Raw genomic sequence first — 20,621 nt, forward strand, 5'->3', positions numbered from 1 at the left:
GGGAAGGTATTTATGAAAACTTTACTAAAACGATTTTTGTTAATAGCCTTTTGTATTACACCAATTGTTGTATTAATTAACCACTCTTTTACTTCAAAAGCGAAAGACAAACCCGATTTGCAAAACAAATCTAGTAAAACCGCTTCAACAAGTGAAAAGAAAATAGAGGACCCGGAAATTACACTCACCTTCTCTGGTGATACAATGTTCGATTGGCAGTTACGTCCTGTAATCGAAAAAAATGGGGCTGATTATCCATTCCAACATGTGAAAGAAGAAATAACAAAAGCTGATATTTCTTTCGTGAATTTAGAGTCAGCATTTACAACGAGAGAAAAGAAAGCCCCTGGACAACTGTTTTGGATTAAAAGTGATCCATCCACGCTTCAAGCTATAAAAAACACCGGTTATGACATCGTAAATATAGGGAATAACCATACACTTGATTATGGGCAAGAGGGATTATTGGATACAATCTCCCATGTAGAAAAATTAAAGTTCCCTTACATTGGAGCTGGAAAAAATGCAAAAGATGCATATACCGCGAGAGAAATGACTGTAAAAGGAAAAAAATTCAAATTCCTTTCCTTCGTCCGATTTATGCCTGATTTTACTTGGGTTGCTGATGACAATAAACCTGGCGTTGCGAATGGGTATGATTTAAACCTTGTAACAAAAACAATTAAAGAGCAAAAGAAAGATGCAGACTATTTAATTGTCTATATGCATTGGGGCGTTGAAAAATCAAACCGTCCGGTAGATTATCAAAAACAATATGTAAATAAAATGGTTACAGCCGGAGCCGATGCGATTGTCGGAAGCCATCCACATTGGTTACAAGGGTTTGAATATTATAATAACGTTCCTATCGCTTACTCATTAGGAAACTTTTTATTCCCAAGTTATGTGAACGGAAAAAGCGCTGAAACTGGCGTATTAACTTTAACTTTTAAAGGAGAGGATGTCCAAATGTCATTCAATCCTTACATCATTCGCAACAACCAAGTTTCCCCTGTGAATGAGGAGGAAAAGAGAAAAGCTCTACAATATTTACAAACGATTTCAACTGATGTAGAAATTGATGATGCAGGGAACATAAAAAATAAACGAAGCTAGATAGAACAAGATCGATTTCTCTGTCACATACTTTACAGAATAGGTGATGAACATGCTGAAAGATTTATTAGAAAATGTAAGTTTGTTAGAAAACATTTATAAAATATCTATAGCCGTTCTACTTTTATGTTCATTTTTCTCTGTTAGACTTCTAAAAAAACTAAAACGCGAGCGAAAACTTACTACCTTTGAATTTACTATGTATGTAATCATTCGTATTGCGATACTCTTTTGGTTAACTAGCTTTATCCTTCTTGAATATGGAAAGTATCTCGTTTAACTATAAAAAAGATAGAACAAGCAGCATTTCCCTTGCTTGTATCTATCTTTTTTTATTTGGATGCTAACTCTTTCCTTTCTATTAAATAAGCAAATCAAACAAAACAGGATTTTTATTAAGCTCCATAAATTGAATATTATTTTCTTTAAAACGAGTAATTAATTGCTCATAATCTTCTTTATGTTTTAACTCTACCCCGACTAATGCTGGACCATTTTCTTTATTATGCTTCTTAATGTATTCAAAGCGCGTAATATCATCTTCTGGCCCTAATCCTTTATCAAGAAATTCTCTTAGCGCACCGGAACGTTGCGGAAATTCAATGATAAAATAATGCTTTAACCCTTCGTAAATGAGCGAACGTTCTTTCATCTCTTGCATTCTATCAATATCGTTATTTCCACCACTTAGCGTACAAACAACTGTTTTACCTTTTATTTCATCTCTATATAAATCAAGCGCTGCAATAGATAATGCACCCGCCGGTTCAGCTACAATTGCATTTTTCTTATATAGTTCTAAAATCGTCGTACAAACCTTCCCCTCTGGTACTAAAACAATGTCATCAATTACATCTTTACACGTTTCAAATGTTAACTTCCCTACTTTTTTGACAGCTGCCCCATCAACAAAACTATCTATTTTCTCTAACGCGACATTTTCATTTTGAAGAAAAGCCTCTTTCATAGATGCAGCTCCCATTGGCTCTACACCAATGACTTTTGTAGCAGGACTAACACCTTTTACATATGTACCAACACCTGATGCTAATCCACCACCGCCAATTGCTGTAAAGATATAATCCACTGGTTTCTCCATATCATGCATAATTTCAACTGCAACTGTCCCTTGGCCAGCAACTACATACGGATCATCAAACGGATGAACAAACGTCATTCTATTTCCTTCACAATAGCGCTGTGCTTCTTGGAAAGAGCTATCAAATGTATCACCAACTAATACAATTTCTGCAAAATCACCACCGAAAAATTGTACTTGCGATACTTTTTGTTTCGGCGTCGTTGTTGGCATGAAGATTTTTGATGGAATCTTCAATAAATTACACGTATAAGCAACTCCTTGCGCATGATTACCAGCACTTGCACAAACAACACCGTTTTGTAATTGTTCTTTTGATAAACTTTGAATTAAATTGTACGCACCACGAATTTTGAAAGAGCGAATCAATTGTAAGTCTTCTCGTTTTACATAAACGTCACAATCATATTTCTCAGATAGAACTGTATCACGTTGTAACGGTGTTTTAATAACGATATCTTTCATGCAATTATGTGCCATTAAGATATCTTCAATTTTCACTCTCTCCTTTATCTTTTGCACCATTATATATCATCCTTATCTCTTTTTAATTGGCTCAATCAAAATCCGGGATTTTTAGAACTGCACCTGTATTCGCGGATGTTACCATCTGCGCATAACGTCCAAGCCAGCCCGTTTTCACTTTCGGTTCTGGTCGTTTCCACTCTTTTTTACGCTTATTTAATTCTTCTTCACTAACTCTTACTTCTAACAATCTTTCCTCAACATCGATACAAACGATATCCCCTTGTTCCAGATGTGCAATCGTTCCACCCGCAGCTGCTTCTGGGGAAATATGCCCCACTGAAATACCACGTGAAGCACCAGAGAAACGACCATCCGTTAATAGCGCAACATCTGCACCTAATCCCATACCGGCAATCGCTGAGGTTGGTGCTAACATCTCTGGCATACCAGGGCCGCCTCTTGGTCCTTCATAGCGAATAACAACTACATCGCCTTTCTTCACTTTCCCAAGCATAATGCCTGCAAGCGCCTCATCTTGTGAATTAAAAATAACGCAAGGTCCTTCAAATCGTTTTACTTCAGTTGCTCCGCTTTTAATAACTGCCCCATCTTTCGCAAGGTTTCCTTTTAATATACGTAATCCACCTTCTTCACTATGAGGGTTTTCAAGAGAATGAATTACTTCCTTATCTTTAATCTCTGCCTCAGCAATATTTTCTCTTAACGTCTGCCCAGTAGCAGTAATACGATCTAAATGAAGTACTCCCTCTTTTCGGCTCATCTCTTTCAAAATTGCACTAATCCCGCCTGCTCGATCAATATCTTCCATATGCCAATTGGAAGCAGGGCTTACTTTACATAAATGTGGTACACGTCTTGAAACTGCGTCAATGCGGCTCATATCATAATCTAGTCCTGCCTCATGCGCAAGTGCTAATGTATGCAACACTGTATTTGTCGAACCGCCCATCGCCATATCAAGCGCGAACGCATCATCAATTGCTTCTTCCGTTACAATGTCCCTTGGTTTAATATCTCTATCAATTAAAATTTTTAATTTTTCTGCTGCTTGTTTAATTAATTCTTCGCGTCTTGGGTCAATAGCTAAAATACTTCCGTTACCAGGAAGAGCTAAACCTAACACTTCACATAAACAGTTCATAGAATTCGCTGTAAACATACCAGAACAAGAACCACAAGATGGACAGCCATGATCTTCAATATCCTTTAATTCTTCTTCTGAAATTTTCCCAGATTGATAAGCTCCTACTCCTTCGAAAACAGAACTTAAATCGACAACGTCTCCTTTTGACGTTTTTCCAGCCGCCATCGGACCACCTGAAACAAAAACAGTTGGAATGTTAATACGAAGTGCAGCCATCATCATACCGGGTGTAATTTTGTCACAGTTTGGAATACAAATCATGCCATCAAACCAATGTGCATTTACAACCGTTTCTACTGAATCTGCAATGATTTCACGACTTGGAAGCGAATAACGCATACCGATATGCCCCATCGCAATACCGTCATCTACTCCAATTGTGTTAAACTCAAATGGAACCATACCTGCTGCACGCACAGCTTCTTTAACAAGTTTCCCAAACTCATTTAAGTGCTTATGACCTGGAATAATTTCAATGAAAGAATTACAGATAGCTATAAACGGTTTATCAAAATCTTCATCTTTCAAACCAGTTGCTTTTAATAAACTACGGTGCGGCGCTTTATCAAAACCTTTTTTAATCATGTCACTTCTCATCTTGTCAAATCCCCTCTTACATATTTTTCACTTACAATCACTTACTCTATTTTTTTACTAATTCTTTCGATGCATGAATCCAGCTCATCATTTCACGAAGCTCTGCCCCGACTTTTTCTAACTGATGATTTTGCTCTGCTTTTTTCATCGCATTATATGTTGGACGCCCAGCTTGATTTTCTAAAATCCATTTCTTCGCGAATTCACCTTGCTGAATTTCTGTAAGCACTCGTTTCATCTCTTTTTTCGTTTCATCTGTAACAATTCTCGATCCTGTTACATAATCTCCAAACTCAGCCGTATCAGAAATAGAATGGCGCATGTTCGTTAAACCACCTTCGTACATTAAATCAACAATTAATTTTAATTCATGTAAACATTCGAAGTATGCAATTTCAGGACGATATCCACCTTCTGTTAATGTTTCAAAACCAGCTTTCACAAGTGCAGTTACCCCGCCGCAAAGTACCGCTTGCTCTCCGAATAAATCCGTCTCTGTTTCTTCTTGGAATGTCGTTTCAATTACACCTGCACGTGTACACCCTACACCTTTTGCATACGCAAGTGCTACATGTAATGCGGTGCCTGTTGCATCTTGATGTACTGCGACTAACGCCGCAACACCATTCCCTTCTTGGAATACACGGCGAACGAGATGACCTGGACTTTTTGGTGCTACCATTGCTACATCTACGTAACTTGGCGGGTTAATTTGTCCGAAGTGAATATTAAATCCATGTGAGAAAAGTAACATTTGCCCTTCACGGAGATTCTCTTCTACTTCTGTTTTATACACATGTGCTTGCTGTTCATCTGGCAATAACATTTGTACGACTTGCGCGGTTCGAACCGCTTCTGAAACAGACATTACTTCGAACCCATCTGCTTTTGCTACTTCAAAAGACTTACCAGGTCGAACACCAACTACAACTTCTACACCAGAATCACGTAAATTTTGTGCCTGCGCATGACCTTGAGATCCATAACCAATGACCGCAACTGCTTTCCCTTGTAATAACTCTACATTTGCATCTTTCTCATAATACGTTTTCATATTGGATACACTCCTTATAATTTATTTACTTGCAGTACATCAATTAATTTTTTCAACTGACTAACAAGTAATGTCGCTTCATTTTCAGTACAAACTGCTGTGAGTTTCATTTCAGAAACACCACTAGTATCTCTTTCGTTTAAATGTAAAGAAGAAATATAATAACCACGCCGAGCAAAAATTCCACTTATACGTAATAAGACGCTTGGCTCGTTATGAATAACGAGTGAAAAAGTATGACTCATTCTTCCCACCTCTTCATCATCATTTCGTTATTCCCTTTGTTTGGCGGAACCATCGGAAATACGTTTTCACCTTCTTCTACACAAAAATCAACTACAACAGGACCTTCGTGAGCAAATGCTTCTAACATCACTTGTTTCGCCTCTGTTGAATTTGTCGCCCTTAATCCCTTCACTCCATAAGCTTCTGCCACTTTTACAAAATCTGGTGATCCGATTTTTGACTCTGATAAACGGTTTTCATAAAACATCTCTTGCCATTGCCTTACCATCCCTAAAAATTTGTTATTTATAATAAATACTTTTACAGGAATATTATTTTCAGCAATTGTTTGTAGTTCTTGAATGTTCATTTGAAAAGAAGCATCGCCTGCAATACAAATGACGAGTTCTTCTTCTTTTGCAAGTTGAGCACCAATTGCCGCCGGGAAACCAAACCCCATCGTTCCTAGCCCACCAGATGTTAGAAAAGTCCGTGGATTTTTCGCTTTATAAAAATGCGCAGCCCACATTTGATGCTGTCCTACTTCTGTCGTTACAATCGCTTCACCATTCGTTAATTCACTTACTAGACTAATAACATGCTGTGGTTTTAACTCACTTTCTTTTTGATTGTAGGAAAGAGGGTATTCCGCTTTCCATTCCTCGATTTTCGTAAGCCATTCATCTGTCCGTGCATCAATCGGCATACGTAACAACATATGTAACGCATTTTTCACATCTCCAACAACCGCATATTCCACAGTTACATTTTTATGAAACTCTGAAGAATCTATATCAATATGTACCTTTTTCGAATACGGAGAAAAAAGTTCTAATTTTCCTGTTACACGATCATCAAACCGAACACCCAAAGCAAGTAGTAAATCACATTCTGTTACTGCCATATTTGCAGCGTACGTTCCATGCATGCCGAGCATTCCTAAAAATAATGAATCTCCCGGCGGGTATGCACCCAGTCCCATTAAAGTGGAAACGACAGGAATACGATTCTCCCTCGCAAATTTGATGAGTTCATCAGAAGCACCCGAATGAATGACACCTCCTCCGATATAAAGAAGTGGGCGTTTAGCTTTTGAAATTTCTTTAGCTATCTCTCTAAGTTTTATACTGTCTGGCATAGGCTCTAATTTATATCCTGGAATCTCAATCACTTCATTATAAAAACTTGTTACATTTTCATTTTGAATATCTTTTGGAATATCAATTAATACCGGCCCCGGCCGCCCGCTTTCGGCGATGTAAAAAGCTTCTTGTACAATGCGCGATAAATGATTCACATCACGAACTTGGTAATTATGCTTCGTAACAGGTACTGTAATCCCAACAACATCTGCTTCTTGAAATCCGTCTTTTCCGATGAGAGGTTTTGCAACTTGCCCTGTAATAACAACTAAAGGAATCGAATCCATATAAGCATCCGCTAAACCCGTAACTAAATTCGTCGCCCCTGGGCCAGAGGTAGCAAAGACTACCCCGACCTTTCCAGAAGCTCTCGCATATCCTTCTGCCGCATGAATGGCAGCTTGTTCATGACGAGTTAAAACGTGCTTCACACCACTTCCGTATAACGCATCGTATACTGGCAAAATCGCTCCGCCCGGATAACCGAAAACAGTCGTTACGCCTAATTTTTTCAAACATTGAATAACGTGTCCGGCACCTGTCACTTCTTCACACTGCAATTTCTCACATGCTGTATGCTGCTCCATTTTAATTAACTCCTCTCCCTACCTACAGTAAGCTTTCCACCAGTCCTGGAACACGTACTCCTCTTTCTCTCGTTAATTTTTTAAATTCCTCTGTCAATTGTTTCGTTACACTTCCGGGTTTCCCATCCCCAATCTCTCTTGAATCAACTTTTACAACTGGAATTAATTCTGCTGCCGTTCCCGTTAAAAACACTTCATCTGCTACATATACGTCATGGCGAGTAAATGGCCGTTCCTCACATGGAATATGAAGTCGCTCACATAGCTCGATAACACTATTTCTCGTAATACCTTCTAGCGCTCCTAAATAAGAAGGAGGTGTTAACACCTTTCCATCTTTCACAACGAAAACATTATCTCCAGATCCTTCACAAACATATCCTTGTTGATTTAACATAAGTGCCTCTAGCACTCCTGCTTGCGCCGCTTCAATTTTTACAAGTACGTTATTTAAGTAGTTCATTGACTTAATGCGTGGGTCTAATGCGTCTGGCGTGTTACGTCTTGATGCAACAGATACAACGCTTAATCCATTATCGTAAAATTCCTGTGGGAACAACTTTAATTGTTCTGCAATGATAATAACGCTCGGTTTCACACAACTTCTCGGATCGAGTCCTAAGTCACCCTTTCCTCTTGAAACAATTAACCGAATGTAGGCATCCGCATACTCATTTTTTTGCAATGTTTGTAAAACTGCTTCTTCCATTTCTTTAACCGTCAGCGGGATTGTAAGTAAAATAGATTTTGCCGATTCATATAATCGTTTTACATGTTCTTTTAAACAAAATACATTTCCACCGTAACTACGAATTCCTTCAAATACACCGTCTCCGTATAAAAAACCGTGATCATATACTGAAACAACTGCCTTTTCTTTTTCTACAAATTCCCCATTCATATAAATGTACTGATTTCCCATCTCACATCGCTCCTCTTTTTTTCTCTCTATTTTTGCAATCTATTTCTATATCGATTGCTGAGATGAGTATTTTTAACAGAATATTCAGTATATAAACCTTAAAAATATACTCGTCTCAACAATCGATTACATACATACTTGTAGCGATCCATTGCTGAGACGAGGGAATCGTGGTACCACTCAGCTTCCTTACACTTCTCACGAAATATAAGCTCTGCAAGTCCAATTAGACTTTTGTTTTTCTATCGGAAACAACTCCGCTACTTTTTACTAGTTTTCAAAAATAGTGCTCCGAGGTGATCTTCAATGATGAAATTGTTACCACCCTCACAGCATCTGGGTAGCTCTCTGAAACAATTTTTATCATTTACTCTCCTCTTCTACGCATTCTCTTATTCCATTTTTTAAAATAAAAACTCTCGCCTCAGCAATCAACTACTACAATTTAGTAGCTTTGATTGCTGAGGCGAGAGTTTCGCGTTACCACTCAGCTTCCTTATACTTCTCACGAAATATAAGCTCTGTAGGTCCAATTAGACCCCCGTCCTTTTACCGGAGACGATGCCGTCGCTCTCTACTCAGTTTCCCTTTCGCAAGCGATGCTCCGAGGTGATCTTCAATGATTCGATTGTTACTACTCTCACAGCCTAGGAGCAGCTCTCTGAAACGATCATAACCATCTACTTTCCTCTTCTTTGCATATGCAATATATAAAGTTAGAAAATTCTTAATTGACTTTTATTTGTTAAACGTATTATAGGACGTTGTTCTTTTCATTGTCAACATGTTTTCGAAAAATATTTTTAATAATATACACATTTTCGAATCTTTTTTATTGCGAAACAAAAATTTTTGTATAATACTATATAAAACATATATATTTAGGAGGATTACAGCAATGTCCGAAAAAACATACGAACTCGCAACATTTGCAGGCGGTTGCTTTTGGTGCATGGTAAAGCCATTTGATGAACTTCCTGGTATTCATAAAGTACTTTCCGGCTATGCAGGTGGCTATGTAGAAAACCCAACATATGAACAAGTAAAAGCGGGTACATCTGGTCATTTAGAAGTTGTACAAATTACATTTGATCCTTCTATTTTCCCATATGAAAAATTACTGGATTTATATTGGCCACAAATCGATCCAACTGATGATGGCGGACAATTCTTTGACCGTGGTCCATCTTATCGCACCGCTATTTTTTATCATACCGAAACGCAAAAGGAGCTTGCTGAAAAATCAAAACAAGCTCTTGCAGAAAGCGGGATGTTTAAAGATCCAATTGTAACTGAAATTCGCCCGGCTGCACCTTTTTATGAGGCTGAAGAATACCATCAACATTTCTATAAAAAGAACCCAGAGAAATATGCTACTGAGCAAAAAGAATCTGGCCGTGAAGACTTTATAAAAGAAAATTGGCAAAAAAAATAATAAAGTGAAACTTTANNCCATTAAAGCGGGATAAAAGTACCATACAATGATGAGAACAACCGCTGTTAATGCCCAAAGCGCTATTTCATTTTTCACTCTACTCTTTTTCTTAGTCATTTCATCTCCTCCGAATGGCAATACAGCGTATTCAAGATTTCCTCTGTTTCATTGTCCACCTTATATACGTGAATACATCCTTACAAATCCTTATAACAAGACCACCAATGATTCCGATTGCAATTGAAATTACTAACATCTGTACAAAACTAAGAGTAGTTGTGTATGTTATGTAGATAACAATGCATACAAGTAAAACATCCGGTAAAGAAAGCAAAAACTTTTTAAGCATTTTTTCAGCTCTCCTATGTTGTATTTATAAATTATATCTCTCAAAAAGGAAATCTATTACCATTCTCAAAATAAAAGACCTCCAGTTTCAGCACTAGAGGTCTTCCATTTTATTTCTTTAATCGCTCAATAAAATCATGTAATTTATCAAGTGACTTCATATTGTGATTACAAGCTATACCATCTTTGCAAATATAGTTTCCCTTTTTCACGAAAGTTCCTGGTACATCACCTTTAATTTCAACTAAAAACATTCCAACTTCTTCATGCCCATGACATAATGAACAAATGCTCTTTTTATTTAAGCTTTGGAACGTTCCTTGCAGACCAACAAACTTATTTTTATCATTTTTCGCTATAATAAATTTCCTGCTTGACCCTTTATCAATCCAGCTTAAATAAGATAATTCTTTCATATCCAGTCCTTCCATATCAGGAAGTTTCAACTTTTTCGCTTTAGGAAATAATTTTTTTAATGTTTGCGCTGTAACTTCCTGAAACGGAATGACATACGGATTTATTTTCAGTAAAAACGATTCTGCATCTTCTCTATTTTGAACTGTTAATACGGTATCAATTAACTCTTTCTGTTCATCCGTTAAATTCTCAAATACATGTATTATCTTTTCAATCGCTAATGATTTTAACGCTTGAATGACACCTCTATCATTTGCCGTTGCGTGCCCATTTGCTAAAATATAAGCTTGTGATTTTATAAAATTATATTGATCACTTCTAATAAAAGCTTCCATCTTTATCACTCCATACAAATTGTTGATCTAGTCTTATTGTATACAATGATTCAACTTTTTGATATGTAAAAGATAACTTGGAAACGAATATTACATACCCTGGCTACGTTCTACCGAGTCATTTCCTGACAAAAGAAACCATCGTCTGTTTTCCATTCTGCATATAATACATCCTCAAATTTAGTAATCCCTCTTTGCTTTATTTGCTTATACAGCCATCCTTCATCAAAACCAGCTTCCCTCAAATTATCTTTCACTACTTTTCCATCACTAATTAATGAAATTGGTAAGTATACAGGCTTATGTTTTAAACTTAAATCATTTATAGTAGGAGATTCATATTTGCTCTTTTTCAGAACACTTATGTTTCCGTTAGGTTCCAATATCATATATTCAACTTCTCGAATAGAAAAAATATCTTTTTGTTGTCTAAGCATTTGTTGTAATTGATTAATATCCAAATGATTTGAACTTAATTGTTCTCGATCAATCTTTCCATTACGGATAATAATGGAAGGATACCCTTCAAAAAACCTTCTTGTTCCTCTAATTTTTTGTGTTATCACTTCAATTGAATAAATTAAAATTACCCAAACAAATACTGAATATAAAATAGACCACACTTTAATTTTAGGATCATATATTGAATTTCCAACGAGCTCACCAAGGACGATAGCAGAAATAAAATCAAAGGGTGTTAGCTGAGATATTTGTGTTTTCCCTAGTATTTTTGTAGCAATTAATAGAACAAAGAAACCAATTAAAAGCTCTATCGTTATTTGTCCAATATGATTCATAAATGCTCACCTTTCTGCTTTTCACTCAAATGTTCTATATTCTATTTAGTAAAAAAACGGCACATTTTTCTATTATCTTGTCCATTCATACGCAATATATCCAATACATACAAGACAAAAAAGAGTCTAGTTCAAAATAATATTTGAACTAGACTCTTTTATCTTCATTTAGAGTACACAATCTTTTTAATCGTTTCTCCGGAAAGAAAATACTCCTCTGCAAGTTGATGAATGGAAATCCCGCTTTTAAACGCATCTTTAATGGCTTTGTTTCTTTCATCTAGTTGTTTTCTTCCTCCAGATCGTGTACCCCATTTATAATGTTTTGTTTCTTGTTTTGGAATGTAAATTGTTTCACCTTGTATATACTTTTGAATTTCAGTAATTAAACTTTCTGGTAAAACCGTCGCAGCTTTAACGTATTTCATTTCTGCTCGCCCCTTATTTTTTATGGTTCATTTCAATAAGGTGCAAAGCCAAATATAAAAATGATTCGAGCTCATTTAGGCGATTGTATATTACTTGTCTACCTCACGCAAAGTATCGCCATTTCCATACTTGGCTTTGCATGAGACGCTGCAGTGTCCGGCAATTGAATTGTAATCGCCATTTAAACACCTCCTAATATACCTTTTATATTTTATTATATGACAAATTCCTTCCCCTTGCATCCACATCCTTTTTAAAGCGTGAAATTACTTAATTTGATATAATACTTTTTAGTCCAATCCAAAAATATAGTGAGGTTGCTTTATGAAAAAGAAAATAATCATTACAATCGTTACATTATTCATTATTACTGTAGCATTATTTGGAACATACAAATTGATGAACGCAAGAGGCTTTCAATTGTTTGGAGATTTAACAAACCGAGTAGAAACAAATGAAAAAGTGGTTGCTTTAACTTTTGATGATGGTCCTACGAGCAATGTAAAACAAATATTACCGCTACTAGATACATACAATGCAAAAGCTACCTTCTTTTTAATCGGAAATGAATTAGAAAAAAACCTATCGTTAGGAGAAGCTATCGTACAATCTGGACACCAAGTTGGAAACCATACATATTCTCATAACAGAATGGTTTTTAAAACACCTTCTTATATTAAAGAAGAAATAGAAAAAACGAATGCATTAATCCGCCAAACAGGATATACAGGCGAAATTGATTTTAGACCACCTAACGGAAAAAAGCTAATTGGTCTGCCCTATTATTTAAATAAAAATAATATCGAAACAATCACATGGGACCTTGAACCTGATACTTTTTATAAATCTGCTGCTGATAAAATTAAATATGTTAATAAAAATGTACAACCAGGTTCTATCATTTTATTACACTCTATGTACGATGAGTCTAATGAAAATTTACAGACCATTGAAGGTATTTTAGACTCATTATCTAAGAAGGGATATCAGTTCGTAACGGTAAACGAGCTGCAAAAAAGAGCAAAATAAAAAGGTAGCGTATCATAAAACGATGCGCTACCTTTCTTTTTAAATAATGCCAAGTACATTTAAGAATACGATAATAATCGCAATTGGTGCGATGAAGCGAAGTAAGAATAACCATAATACGAATAATTTATAGCCCTTATTTTTACTTACACCAAGCTCTTTCATTAATACATCTTTCTTCATTTTTAAAGGAACGAAGATAGAAACTAATAAAACACCAAGTGGCATTAGTACGTTACTAACTGCATAATCCGCTAAATCAAAGACTGTCTTTCCGAAAATCTTCAGATCACTTAATATACCAAATGATAATGCTGATGGTACTCCAACAACGAAGATTAGTAATCCTACGATTAAAGCCATTTTTTCACGTTTTCCTTTACCTTTTGCAGTTAAAGATGCAACGCTAATTTCTAACATCGAAATTGCTGATGTAATAGTAGCAAAGAAGAATAGTAATAAGAAAACGATGAAGAATAATTTTCCGAATGCCATTTTACTGAAAATAGCTGGCAGTACGATAAATAATAACCCCGGTCCTTGAGATGGTTCCATTCCAAATGCGAACACTACTGGGAAAATTGCAAGCCCTGCAAGTAATGTAATCACAAGCGTTAAAGCTACGATAGAAAATGCTGAACGTGGTAAGCTTTCTTCTTTCGGTAAGTAAGAGCTATACGTTACCATAACAGCTACACCGACAGATAGGGAGAAGAACGATTGTCCCATTGCATATAATATGACTTCTGATGTTACATGTGAGAAATCAGGTTGTAAGAAGAAACGAACTCCTTCTCCAGCACCATCTAACGTAAGTGCACGAACGATTAATACAAAGAACAAAACGAATAGTGCTGGCATGAAATATTTATTTACTTTTTCAACACCATTTTGTACACCTTTACTTACGATGAAAATAGTAATAAGGATGAATAATAGCTGCGAGCCAACTGCTAAATACGGATTGGAAATGATTTCACCAAACGTAGCTTCATATGCCCCATTTCCTTCCCATAGTCTACCTGTAATTGCATTCCATAAATATAATAAAATCCAGCCTCCTACAACACTGTAGAAAGAAAGTAATATGAAACATGTTACAATCCCTAATTTCCCTAACCATGGCCATAATGTTTTTGGTGCGATTTCTCTATATGCATCAACGGCCTCTTTTTGTGTACTTCTTCCGATAACGAATTCAGCTAATAATAGCGGTAAACCAATTAATAATGTGAAACCGATGAAAATAAGGAAGAACGCGCCGCCCCCTCCAATTCCGGCCATGTATGGGAACTTCCAAATTGCCCCTAGACCAATCGCTGAACCTGCTGCAGCTAATACGAAACCTAATTTCGATGTCCATTGCTGTGAATTCATTTGTTAATCTCCTCTCTCTATCTTTTTCTGTATTACAATCCGGTATTTATATTGTTCTATTCACACTCTTTTCTAATACGTTCACTTCCTCTCCACTAATAAAAAAACGCCCCTACGTAAATACGTAGGGACGATAAAAATATCGCGGTACCACCCTAGTTATGAAGATACAACAAAAGTAAGACCTAAATAAAAAACGCCCCTACGCAAATACGTAGGGACGATAAAATATCGCGGTACCACCCTAGTTATGAAGCCACAACAAAGTAAGACCTAAATAAAAAACGTCCCTACGTAAATACGTAGGGACGATAAATATCGCGGTACCACCCTAGTTGTGAAACAATCTTCACCACTTTATTTGATAACGGTATAAACTACCGTCTTTCATTTCCTCAAAATATGAGATTTATGAAAGATGCTCCAGGACGAACTTCATGAATAATCTATATACTGATTCACACCAACCATCAGCTCTCTGAAATAGGGAGATATTCACTACTATACCCTTTCATTGCCCAAATATTATTTTCCGAATTGATTACTATCATTTTTATCACACATTAAAAATAGTGTCAACTTATATTTTGAATTTTTACGTATTACATTCTATTTAAAAATGTAAAATATGACTTTTAAATGAATAATATTAGAATATTTATGTTCCATACTATATTAACTTCTCTAACAGGTTTATAGTAGTATACGATGAACGCAAGACAGCACGAGTAGGAGGAAAGAATTTTGTCTACTTCAAAAGTTTTAAAAGGAACTGCTTTATTAAGCGGTGCGACAATGATCTCACGTATATTAGGTTTTATATACTTTTTCCCTTTTCAACTATTAGTCGGAACACAAGGGGTCGCTTTATATGGATATGCATACTCTTGGTACGGTATTTTATTAAGCTTTTCAACTGCCGGTATTCCTATTGCCGTTTCCAAATTTGTTGCAAAGCATAATGCGCTTGGTGATTATAGTACAAGCAAAAAATTATACAACTCTAGCGTAAAATTAATGCTGTTTATGGGCTTTTTAGGGTTTTTAGTTTTATTTATTGGAGCACCATACATATCACAATTTATTATTCGCTCGAAAACGCCAGATCCACAATTTATCTCTGACGTAACACTTACGATGCGAGCATTAAGTTTCGCACTTATTATCGTACCAGCAATGAGCGTTACACGTGGTTATTTCCAAGGATTTCAACATATGAAACCAAGTGCTGTTTCTCAAGTCGTAGAACAAATTGCACGCGTTGTTTTCATTTTAGTTGGTAGTTTCATCGTCTCAAAACTATTAGGGGGTTCCGTAGCTTCTTCTGTTGCAGTTGCTACGTTTGGTGCTGTTATCGGGGCACTTGCCAGCGTCTCTATTTTAATGATGTACTGGAAAAAATATAACCGATTAAAACCTCCCGAAGGAGAATTAAAGTCAAGGGCATCGAATATCCCATTAAAAAATATTTATATAGAATTACTTCGATATGCTATCCCAATTGTATTTGTCGGTATCGCAATACCGCTCTATACGTTAGTAGATCAATATACTGTAGCTGATGTCCTTAGAGCGATGGGAGAGCCTTTAGAAACAGCGAATGCAGTGTTCGCTTATATAACGAACTACGCCCAAAAGTTAATTATGATTCCAGCTTCACTTGCTACTGGATTCTCATTAACGATCATTCCGGCTATAACGAAATCTTATACAAGCGGAAAACTAGAAGAATTACAAGAACAAATTGCAAAGATATTTCAAGTCTTGTTATTCTTCACTATCCCCGCTGCATTCGGTCTTGCTAGCATCGCTTACGATGCATTCCGTACGGTTTATGTAAATCCTGAAATTGCACTCGGGGGATCACAATATTTAATTTCATTTGCACCTTCTGCTATATTAAGTGCGGTTTTCACAGTTTCAGCAGCTATTTTACAAGGAATCGATTATCAAAGAAAAACGATGATCGCTTTCTCATTCGGTATTCTCGTTAAAGTTTTAGTAAATACACCGCTCTTACATTTATTTGGCGGACACGGTGCTGTACTTGGAACCATTCTTGGATACCTCGTTTCCAATGTTATCATGTTGTACTGCATCGTTAAGTTTGCGAAATTTAACATTGGTGAAACAGCAAAAACAGTATTTCTTATTACGATTTACTCCGCAGCGATGTCTGCTGTTGTAATAGCATTAAAAGCAATTTTAAAATGGTTAATTCCTGGACAATCTTATATGGAATCACTTCTCATTGTTGTTATTTGCGGCACTATAGGAGGAATTGTTTACCTTTTATTCGTCCTAACGAGCGGACTTGCTTCACATATTCTCGGTGATAAGATTCAACGGTTACCCGTAATAGGTAAATTAATTAAATAAAAAAGAAGAGATGTAACGCATTGTTACATCCCTTCTTTTTTACTTCGCATATTGCATACGTTTTTGTTGTTCGGCAATATGTAATTCTGGATCATGTTGTTCTACTAAATGGAATAGTTCTTCAATTAACACTTCTAACTCCTGTACACTATACTCCGGTTTCCCTATTAATGTATTCGCCATACGCTCATATAAGTTTTCAGGCTTAATACTCATTCGTTCCACATTATATGGCATCCATTTAAACGCTGGGTGATGTACATACATTTTATTCAAACCAAATAAGACCCCCAATATATTCCTTTGTGCTTCACAAATAACATCATATAACATAAGCCAGTCTTTTCGTTTTAAAAGCGCCTCTCGATTATGCCAGCGATTGCTTAACCAAAGGTTTTCTGAAATCATCCGTTTCGCTAGGTCTTCTGGATATGCTACCACTCTACCTTTTAATTCATATACTTTCTCTTCTCCATACAAACTAACACCATCATGAACGGATGATACGATACATTGTTTTTCATAACTTATATCATATTGAACCACGACATCCTCAATAACTTTCTCTACTGTTTCTGTTAAAAAGTTACTAATCTCTAATTTAATTCCTTCTTTCGTCAAATATGTTTCCGACCATTCTTCTTCCTCGTAAGGATGGTATGACAAAATTGTTCCACCAATATAGTTAATAGGCCCTTTACGATCTTCATCCTCTGGTGGCATTGACCATAAAATATGTAGTTCTATATCTGAATGTTCATCTTCTAGCTTTCTAGCTACTGAACCCGCTAAAATAATAGCCTCTACTTTTGGATTTCTCCTATAAATCTCCGACATTTCTATTGCTTTCTCTTTTAATCCCACTTTATTTCCCCCTAAAATTGCAGTACATCATTACTTTTTTATTTATCTATTTCGATATTACTTTTTCGAATTCCTACTAAATCATATCTCCACCCAATAACGCTGAACAATTTCACTTGTATGAGAAGAAACTACTTCATCTTCTAACACACCGCCAACCTTTTGAATCGTTTTAGCAGAGCCGATATTCGATTTATCACAAGTTATTAACACTTTCTTCAATCCTAATTTTTGCGCTTCACCCAATGCAAGTTTCAATTGTTTTGTCGCGTAACCTCGGCGACGTTTATCCGGATGTACACTATATCCAATATGACCACTTTCCCGCAATAATTCTTCGTTTAATCGATGTCTAATATTCACAAAACCTATAAGTTCCCCTTGTTCAAAACTTAAAAATTGGCTAGATGGTACTCGATTAGCTTTTAAGTTTTCTCCCACTTCTTGTATACTCACTTTTTCAAACCATTCATCGAGAGAATCAAAATTTTGTAAAGAACTACTGCCGTGTGGTTGTTCTCCTGATTGTAAAAACGCATGTTTATATTCCATAATTTCTCCACTATATTCACGTATTGGTTTTAATAGTTTCATTGTTATTCTCCCCCTCTTTACAACCTAAAACAAACACCTTACTCGTAACAATTTCACGAGTAAGGTGTTTTTATCATTTTCATTCAAATAATCCCATACTCAAATACCGCTCACCTGTATCAGGTGCAATACATAAAACTTTTTTACCAGCGCCTAATCGTTTTGCGATCATAATCGCTGCGTAAACAGAAGCGCCTGAAGATGGCCCAACTAACAATCCCTCTTGTCTAGCTAAGTTTCTCATCGTCGTTAAAGCCTCTTCGTCTGCAATTTGAATAATTTCGTTATACACTTCCGTATTTAAGTTTTTCGGGATAAACCCTGGACTTGTTCCGACTAATTTATGAGGACCTGGAACACCGCCTGATAAAACGGGAGATCCTTTCGGTTCTACTACTGCAATATATAAGTTTGGTATTTTCTCTTTTAAAGTTTCCCCAGTCCCTGTAATAGTTCCACCAGTTCCAGCCGTCGCTACGAATGCATCAAGCTCGCCATCCATTTGTTCATAAATTTCAAGTGCAGTTGTATAACGATGAATATTCGGGTTTGCTGGATTTTCAAATTGCTGCGGAATAAAACTATTCGGAATTTGCTTTTGCAGTTCTAACGCCTTCACAATTGCTCCTGGCATTCTTTGTTCTGCTGGTGTTAATACTACTTCTGCACCGTATGCTTTCAATAAATTTATACGCTCTTTTGACATATTGTCCGGCATAATTAAAATCGCTTTATATCCTTTCGCAGCCGCGTTCATCGCTAAACCAATTCCTGTATTACCACTTGTCGGCTCAATAATGGTATGTCCTGGTTTGATAAGACCATTCTCTTCTGCAACGTGCAATAAATTATAGGCAGCACGGTCTTTCACACTGCGTGATGGATTAAACATTTCTAGTTTTACATACACATCTGCTGCTTGTTCTGGAATAAATTTAGATAATCGGACGACAGGTGTATCTCCTATTAATTCTGTTACGTTTTCACATAATTTCATGGCGCATCCCCTATTCTATCGTTTTCTTATCACTTGGTAATAACCAAGAAGTAAGTCCAATTAATGGTAGACAACTACATAGTAACATAATGAATTGTAGACTATATATGTCCGCCAATTTCCCAAGGACTACAGATCCTAAAGCGCCGAGTCCAAACGCAAGCCCTACAATTAATCCAGATACCATTCCTACTTTTCCAGGAACAAGCTCTTGTGCATAAACAACAATTACACTAAAACTACTTGAACTAATAAAACCGATACATAAAAATAACGGTACGACCCACACGAGCGAAACATGTGGTAATAGCAAGGCAAGTGGCGCTGAACCTAGCATTGAAAATACAATAATTGTTTTCTTTCCAAATCGATCTGCTAGTGGACCACCAAAGAAAGTTCCTAATACACCAGCAATCATAAATGCGAATACGAAATACTGGGCATTTTTTATAGATAAACCGTAATGCTCAATTAAGTAAAATTGATAAAAATTCCCGATACCTGCACCGTACCAAGATCGTACAAAAGTAAGAAAAACAAGAAGTAAAATAACAAATTTAATATGTGTGCTGACAATCGCATTTTCCGCCTCAAGCGCAGCCCTCTTTTTTCTTCTCACAGCACCAGTTGCTAATTCATTCCTATACCAATTTGATACGAAAATTAATAATACAATTCCTACCGCTGCAAAGGCTGTAAAACCTAAAGAACCAATTTGGCCGAGCGGAACGAAAATTAAAGCTGTAAAAATAGGAGCTAGGGAATTCCCTGTATTTCCTCCCACTTGATAAATCGCTTGTGCTAAACCTCGTTTTGCACCGGCTGCCATATAAGCAACTCGAGCCCCTTCTGGATGAAAGACTGCGGAACCTAATCCGATAAATAAAACAGAAATAATGACAATAATAAAGTTCGGTGCAAATGCAAGTCCGATCATCCCAAGCATACTTGAAAACATACCGAGAGGTAATAAAAATGGTGATGGCTTCTTATCCGAATACATACCAAAAACCGGCTGCATAATCGATGACGTCATATTTAATGCAAACGCAATCCACCCTACTTGCATATAGGATAAATTCATCGTTTTTTCCAAAATAGGAAACAATGCCGGCACAACTGCTTGCATCGAGTCATTTAAAAAATGACCGAAACTAATCGCAAATAGTATTCGATATATCGTCGGTGTTTCTATTGTATTTTTTTTTGAAACTGCCTGCATATATGAATCTCTCCTTCCTGTAC

20 protein-coding genes and 3 other annotated features are annotated in these 20,621 nt (G+C 36.4%); of the genes, 5 read left to right on the forward strand and 15 right to left on the reverse strand.

All coding sequences use genetic code 11. The features are described from left to right. Positions 1-12: 12 nt before the first annotated feature. Complete coding sequence (locus tag COL05_RS03755; RefSeq protein WP_098667640.1) at positions 13-1,116, forward strand: CapA family protein; 1,104 nt, start codon at positions 13-15, stop codon at positions 1,114-1,116. Positions 1,117-1,168: 52 nt separating this feature from the next. Continuing rightward, positions 1,169-1,396: a hypothetical protein gene (locus tag COL05_RS03760; RefSeq protein WP_098667641.1), complete on the forward strand. Its 228-nt coding sequence runs from the start codon at positions 1,169-1,171 to the stop codon at positions 1,394-1,396. Between the two features lie 81 nt (positions 1,397-1,477). Here COL05_RS03760 and ilvA read toward each other — a convergent pair whose 3' ends face one another. The 6 genes from ilvA to ilvE are packed head-to-tail and all read right to left on the reverse strand — an operon-like array spanning position 1,478 to position 8,375. Further along, on the reverse strand, positions 1,478-2,740 hold the full coding sequence (gene ilvA / locus COL05_RS03765; protein WP_098667642.1) for a threonine ammonia-lyase IlvA: 1,263 nt from the start codon (positions 2,738-2,740) through the stop codon (positions 1,478-1,480). 31 nt (positions 2,741-2,771) lie between these two features. Next, positions 2,772-4,445 carry a dihydroxy-acid dehydratase gene (gene ilvD, locus COL05_RS03770; protein WP_098667643.1) on the reverse strand — a complete coding sequence of 558 codons (1,674 nt, stop codon included), beginning with the start codon at positions 4,443-4,445 and terminating at the stop codon, positions 2,772-2,774. A gap of 46 nt (positions 4,446-4,491) precedes the next feature. Continuing rightward, positions 4,492-5,499 carry a ketol-acid reductoisomerase gene (gene ilvC, locus COL05_RS03775; protein ID WP_098667644.1) on the reverse strand — a complete coding sequence of 336 codons (1,008 nt, stop codon included), beginning with the start codon at positions 5,497-5,499 and terminating at the stop codon, positions 4,492-4,494. A gap of 14 nt (positions 5,500-5,513) precedes the next feature. After that, complete coding sequence (locus tag COL05_RS03780; protein WP_000019916.1) at positions 5,514-5,744, reverse strand: ACT domain-containing protein; 231 nt, start codon at positions 5,742-5,744, stop codon at positions 5,514-5,516. Further along, a complete protein-coding gene (gene ilvB / locus COL05_RS03785; protein ID WP_098667645.1) occupies positions 5,741-7,453 on the reverse strand; it encodes an acetolactate synthase large subunit in 1,713 nt (570 codons plus the stop codon). Before ilvB ends, COL05_RS03780 begins: the two co-directional genes overlap by 4 nt. A gap of 22 nt (positions 7,454-7,475) precedes the next feature. Next, positions 7,476-8,375 carry a branched-chain-amino-acid transaminase gene (gene ilvE, locus COL05_RS03790; RefSeq protein ID WP_098667646.1) on the reverse strand — a complete coding sequence of 300 codons (900 nt, stop codon included), beginning with the start codon at positions 8,373-8,375 and terminating at the stop codon, positions 7,476-7,478. A gap of 152 nt (positions 8,376-8,527) precedes the next feature. Then, positions 8,528-8,767 (reverse strand) — a binding site (T-box leader). 67 nt (positions 8,768-8,834) lie between these two features. Beyond that, positions 8,835-9,080, reverse strand: a binding site (T-box leader). 193 nt (positions 9,081-9,273) lie between these two features. On the opposite strand from ilvE, the gene msrA reads away from it, so the two are divergent. Next, entirely contained in the window at positions 9,274-9,810 is a 537-nt protein-coding gene (gene msrA / locus COL05_RS03795) for a peptide-methionine (S)-S-oxide reductase MsrA (protein WP_098667647.1), read from the forward strand. Between the two features lie 148 nt (positions 9,811-9,958). On the opposite strand, the gene COL05_RS03805 is transcribed toward msrA, so the two are convergent. The 4 genes from COL05_RS03805 to COL05_RS03825 all read right to left on the reverse strand — a co-directional run bounded on the left by COL05_RS03805 (position 9,959) and on the right by COL05_RS03825 (position 12,135). After that, positions 9,959-10,159: a hypothetical protein gene (locus COL05_RS03805; protein WP_098667649.1), complete on the reverse strand. Its 201-nt coding sequence runs from the start codon at positions 10,157-10,159 to the stop codon at positions 9,959-9,961. A gap of 109 nt (positions 10,160-10,268) precedes the next feature. Continuing rightward, a complete protein-coding gene (locus tag COL05_RS03810; protein ID WP_098667650.1) occupies positions 10,269-10,910 on the reverse strand; it encodes a FusB/FusC family EF-G-binding protein in 642 nt (213 codons plus the stop codon). Between the two features lie 110 nt (positions 10,911-11,020). Continuing rightward, complete coding sequence (locus COL05_RS03820; RefSeq protein WP_098667651.1) at positions 11,021-11,707, reverse strand: DUF421 domain-containing protein; 687 nt, start codon at positions 11,705-11,707, stop codon at positions 11,021-11,023. 164 nt (positions 11,708-11,871) lie between these two features. Beyond that, positions 11,872-12,135 (reverse strand): CD3324 family protein, encoded by a 264-nt coding sequence (locus COL05_RS03825; RefSeq protein WP_029440850.1) that lies wholly within the window; start codon positions 12,133-12,135, stop codon positions 11,872-11,874. 325 nt (positions 12,136-12,460) lie between these two features. Between COL05_RS03825 and COL05_RS03830 the strand changes: the two genes are divergently transcribed. Continuing rightward, a complete protein-coding gene (locus COL05_RS03830; protein WP_098667652.1) occupies positions 12,461-13,165 on the forward strand; it encodes a polysaccharide deacetylase family protein in 705 nt (234 codons plus the stop codon). A gap of 39 nt (positions 13,166-13,204) precedes the next feature. Here the strand turns inward: COL05_RS03830 and COL05_RS03835 are convergent, their stop codons facing one another. Then, the gene (locus tag COL05_RS03835) at positions 13,205-14,542 is read right to left on the reverse strand and encodes a sodium-dependent transporter (protein WP_001088183.1); all 1,338 of its coding nucleotides are present in this window, start codon (positions 14,540-14,542) and stop codon (positions 13,205-13,207) included. 301 nt (positions 14,543-14,843) lie between these two features. Continuing rightward, positions 14,844-15,066: a binding site (T-box leader), on the reverse strand. Positions 15,067-15,286: 220 nt separating this feature from the next. Between COL05_RS03835 and COL05_RS03840 the strand changes: the two genes are divergently transcribed. Then, on the forward strand, positions 15,287-16,921 hold the full coding sequence (locus COL05_RS03840) for a putative polysaccharide biosynthesis protein (protein ID WP_098667653.1): 1,635 nt from the start codon (positions 15,287-15,289) through the stop codon (positions 16,919-16,921). 39 nt (positions 16,922-16,960) lie between these two features. Here COL05_RS03840 and COL05_RS03845 read toward each other — a convergent pair whose 3' ends face one another. From COL05_RS03845 to COL05_RS03860, 4 genes are all read right to left on the reverse strand, one after another. Then, entirely contained in the window at positions 16,961-17,785 is an 825-nt protein-coding gene (locus tag COL05_RS03845; RefSeq protein ID WP_098667654.1) for a DUF4037 domain-containing protein, read from the reverse strand. A gap of 81 nt (positions 17,786-17,866) precedes the next feature. Then, positions 17,867-18,379: a GNAT family N-acetyltransferase gene (locus tag COL05_RS03850; RefSeq protein ID WP_098667655.1), complete on the reverse strand. Its 513-nt coding sequence runs from the start codon at positions 18,377-18,379 to the stop codon at positions 17,867-17,869. A gap of 79 nt (positions 18,380-18,458) precedes the next feature. Then, on the reverse strand, positions 18,459-19,376 hold the full coding sequence (gene cysK, locus COL05_RS03855) for a cysteine synthase A (RefSeq protein ID WP_098667656.1): 918 nt from the start codon (positions 19,374-19,376) through the stop codon (positions 18,459-18,461). Positions 19,377-19,386: 10 nt separating this feature from the next. After that, complete coding sequence (locus COL05_RS03860) at positions 19,387-20,598, reverse strand: MFS transporter (protein WP_098667657.1); 1,212 nt, start codon at positions 20,596-20,598, stop codon at positions 19,387-19,389. Positions 20,599-20,621 lie beyond the last annotated feature (23 nt).

The sequence above is a fragment of the Bacillus sp. AFS059628 genome (genome assembly GCF_002571225.1).
Lineage (GTDB): Bacteria > Bacillota > Bacilli > Bacillales > Bacillaceae_G > Bacillus_A.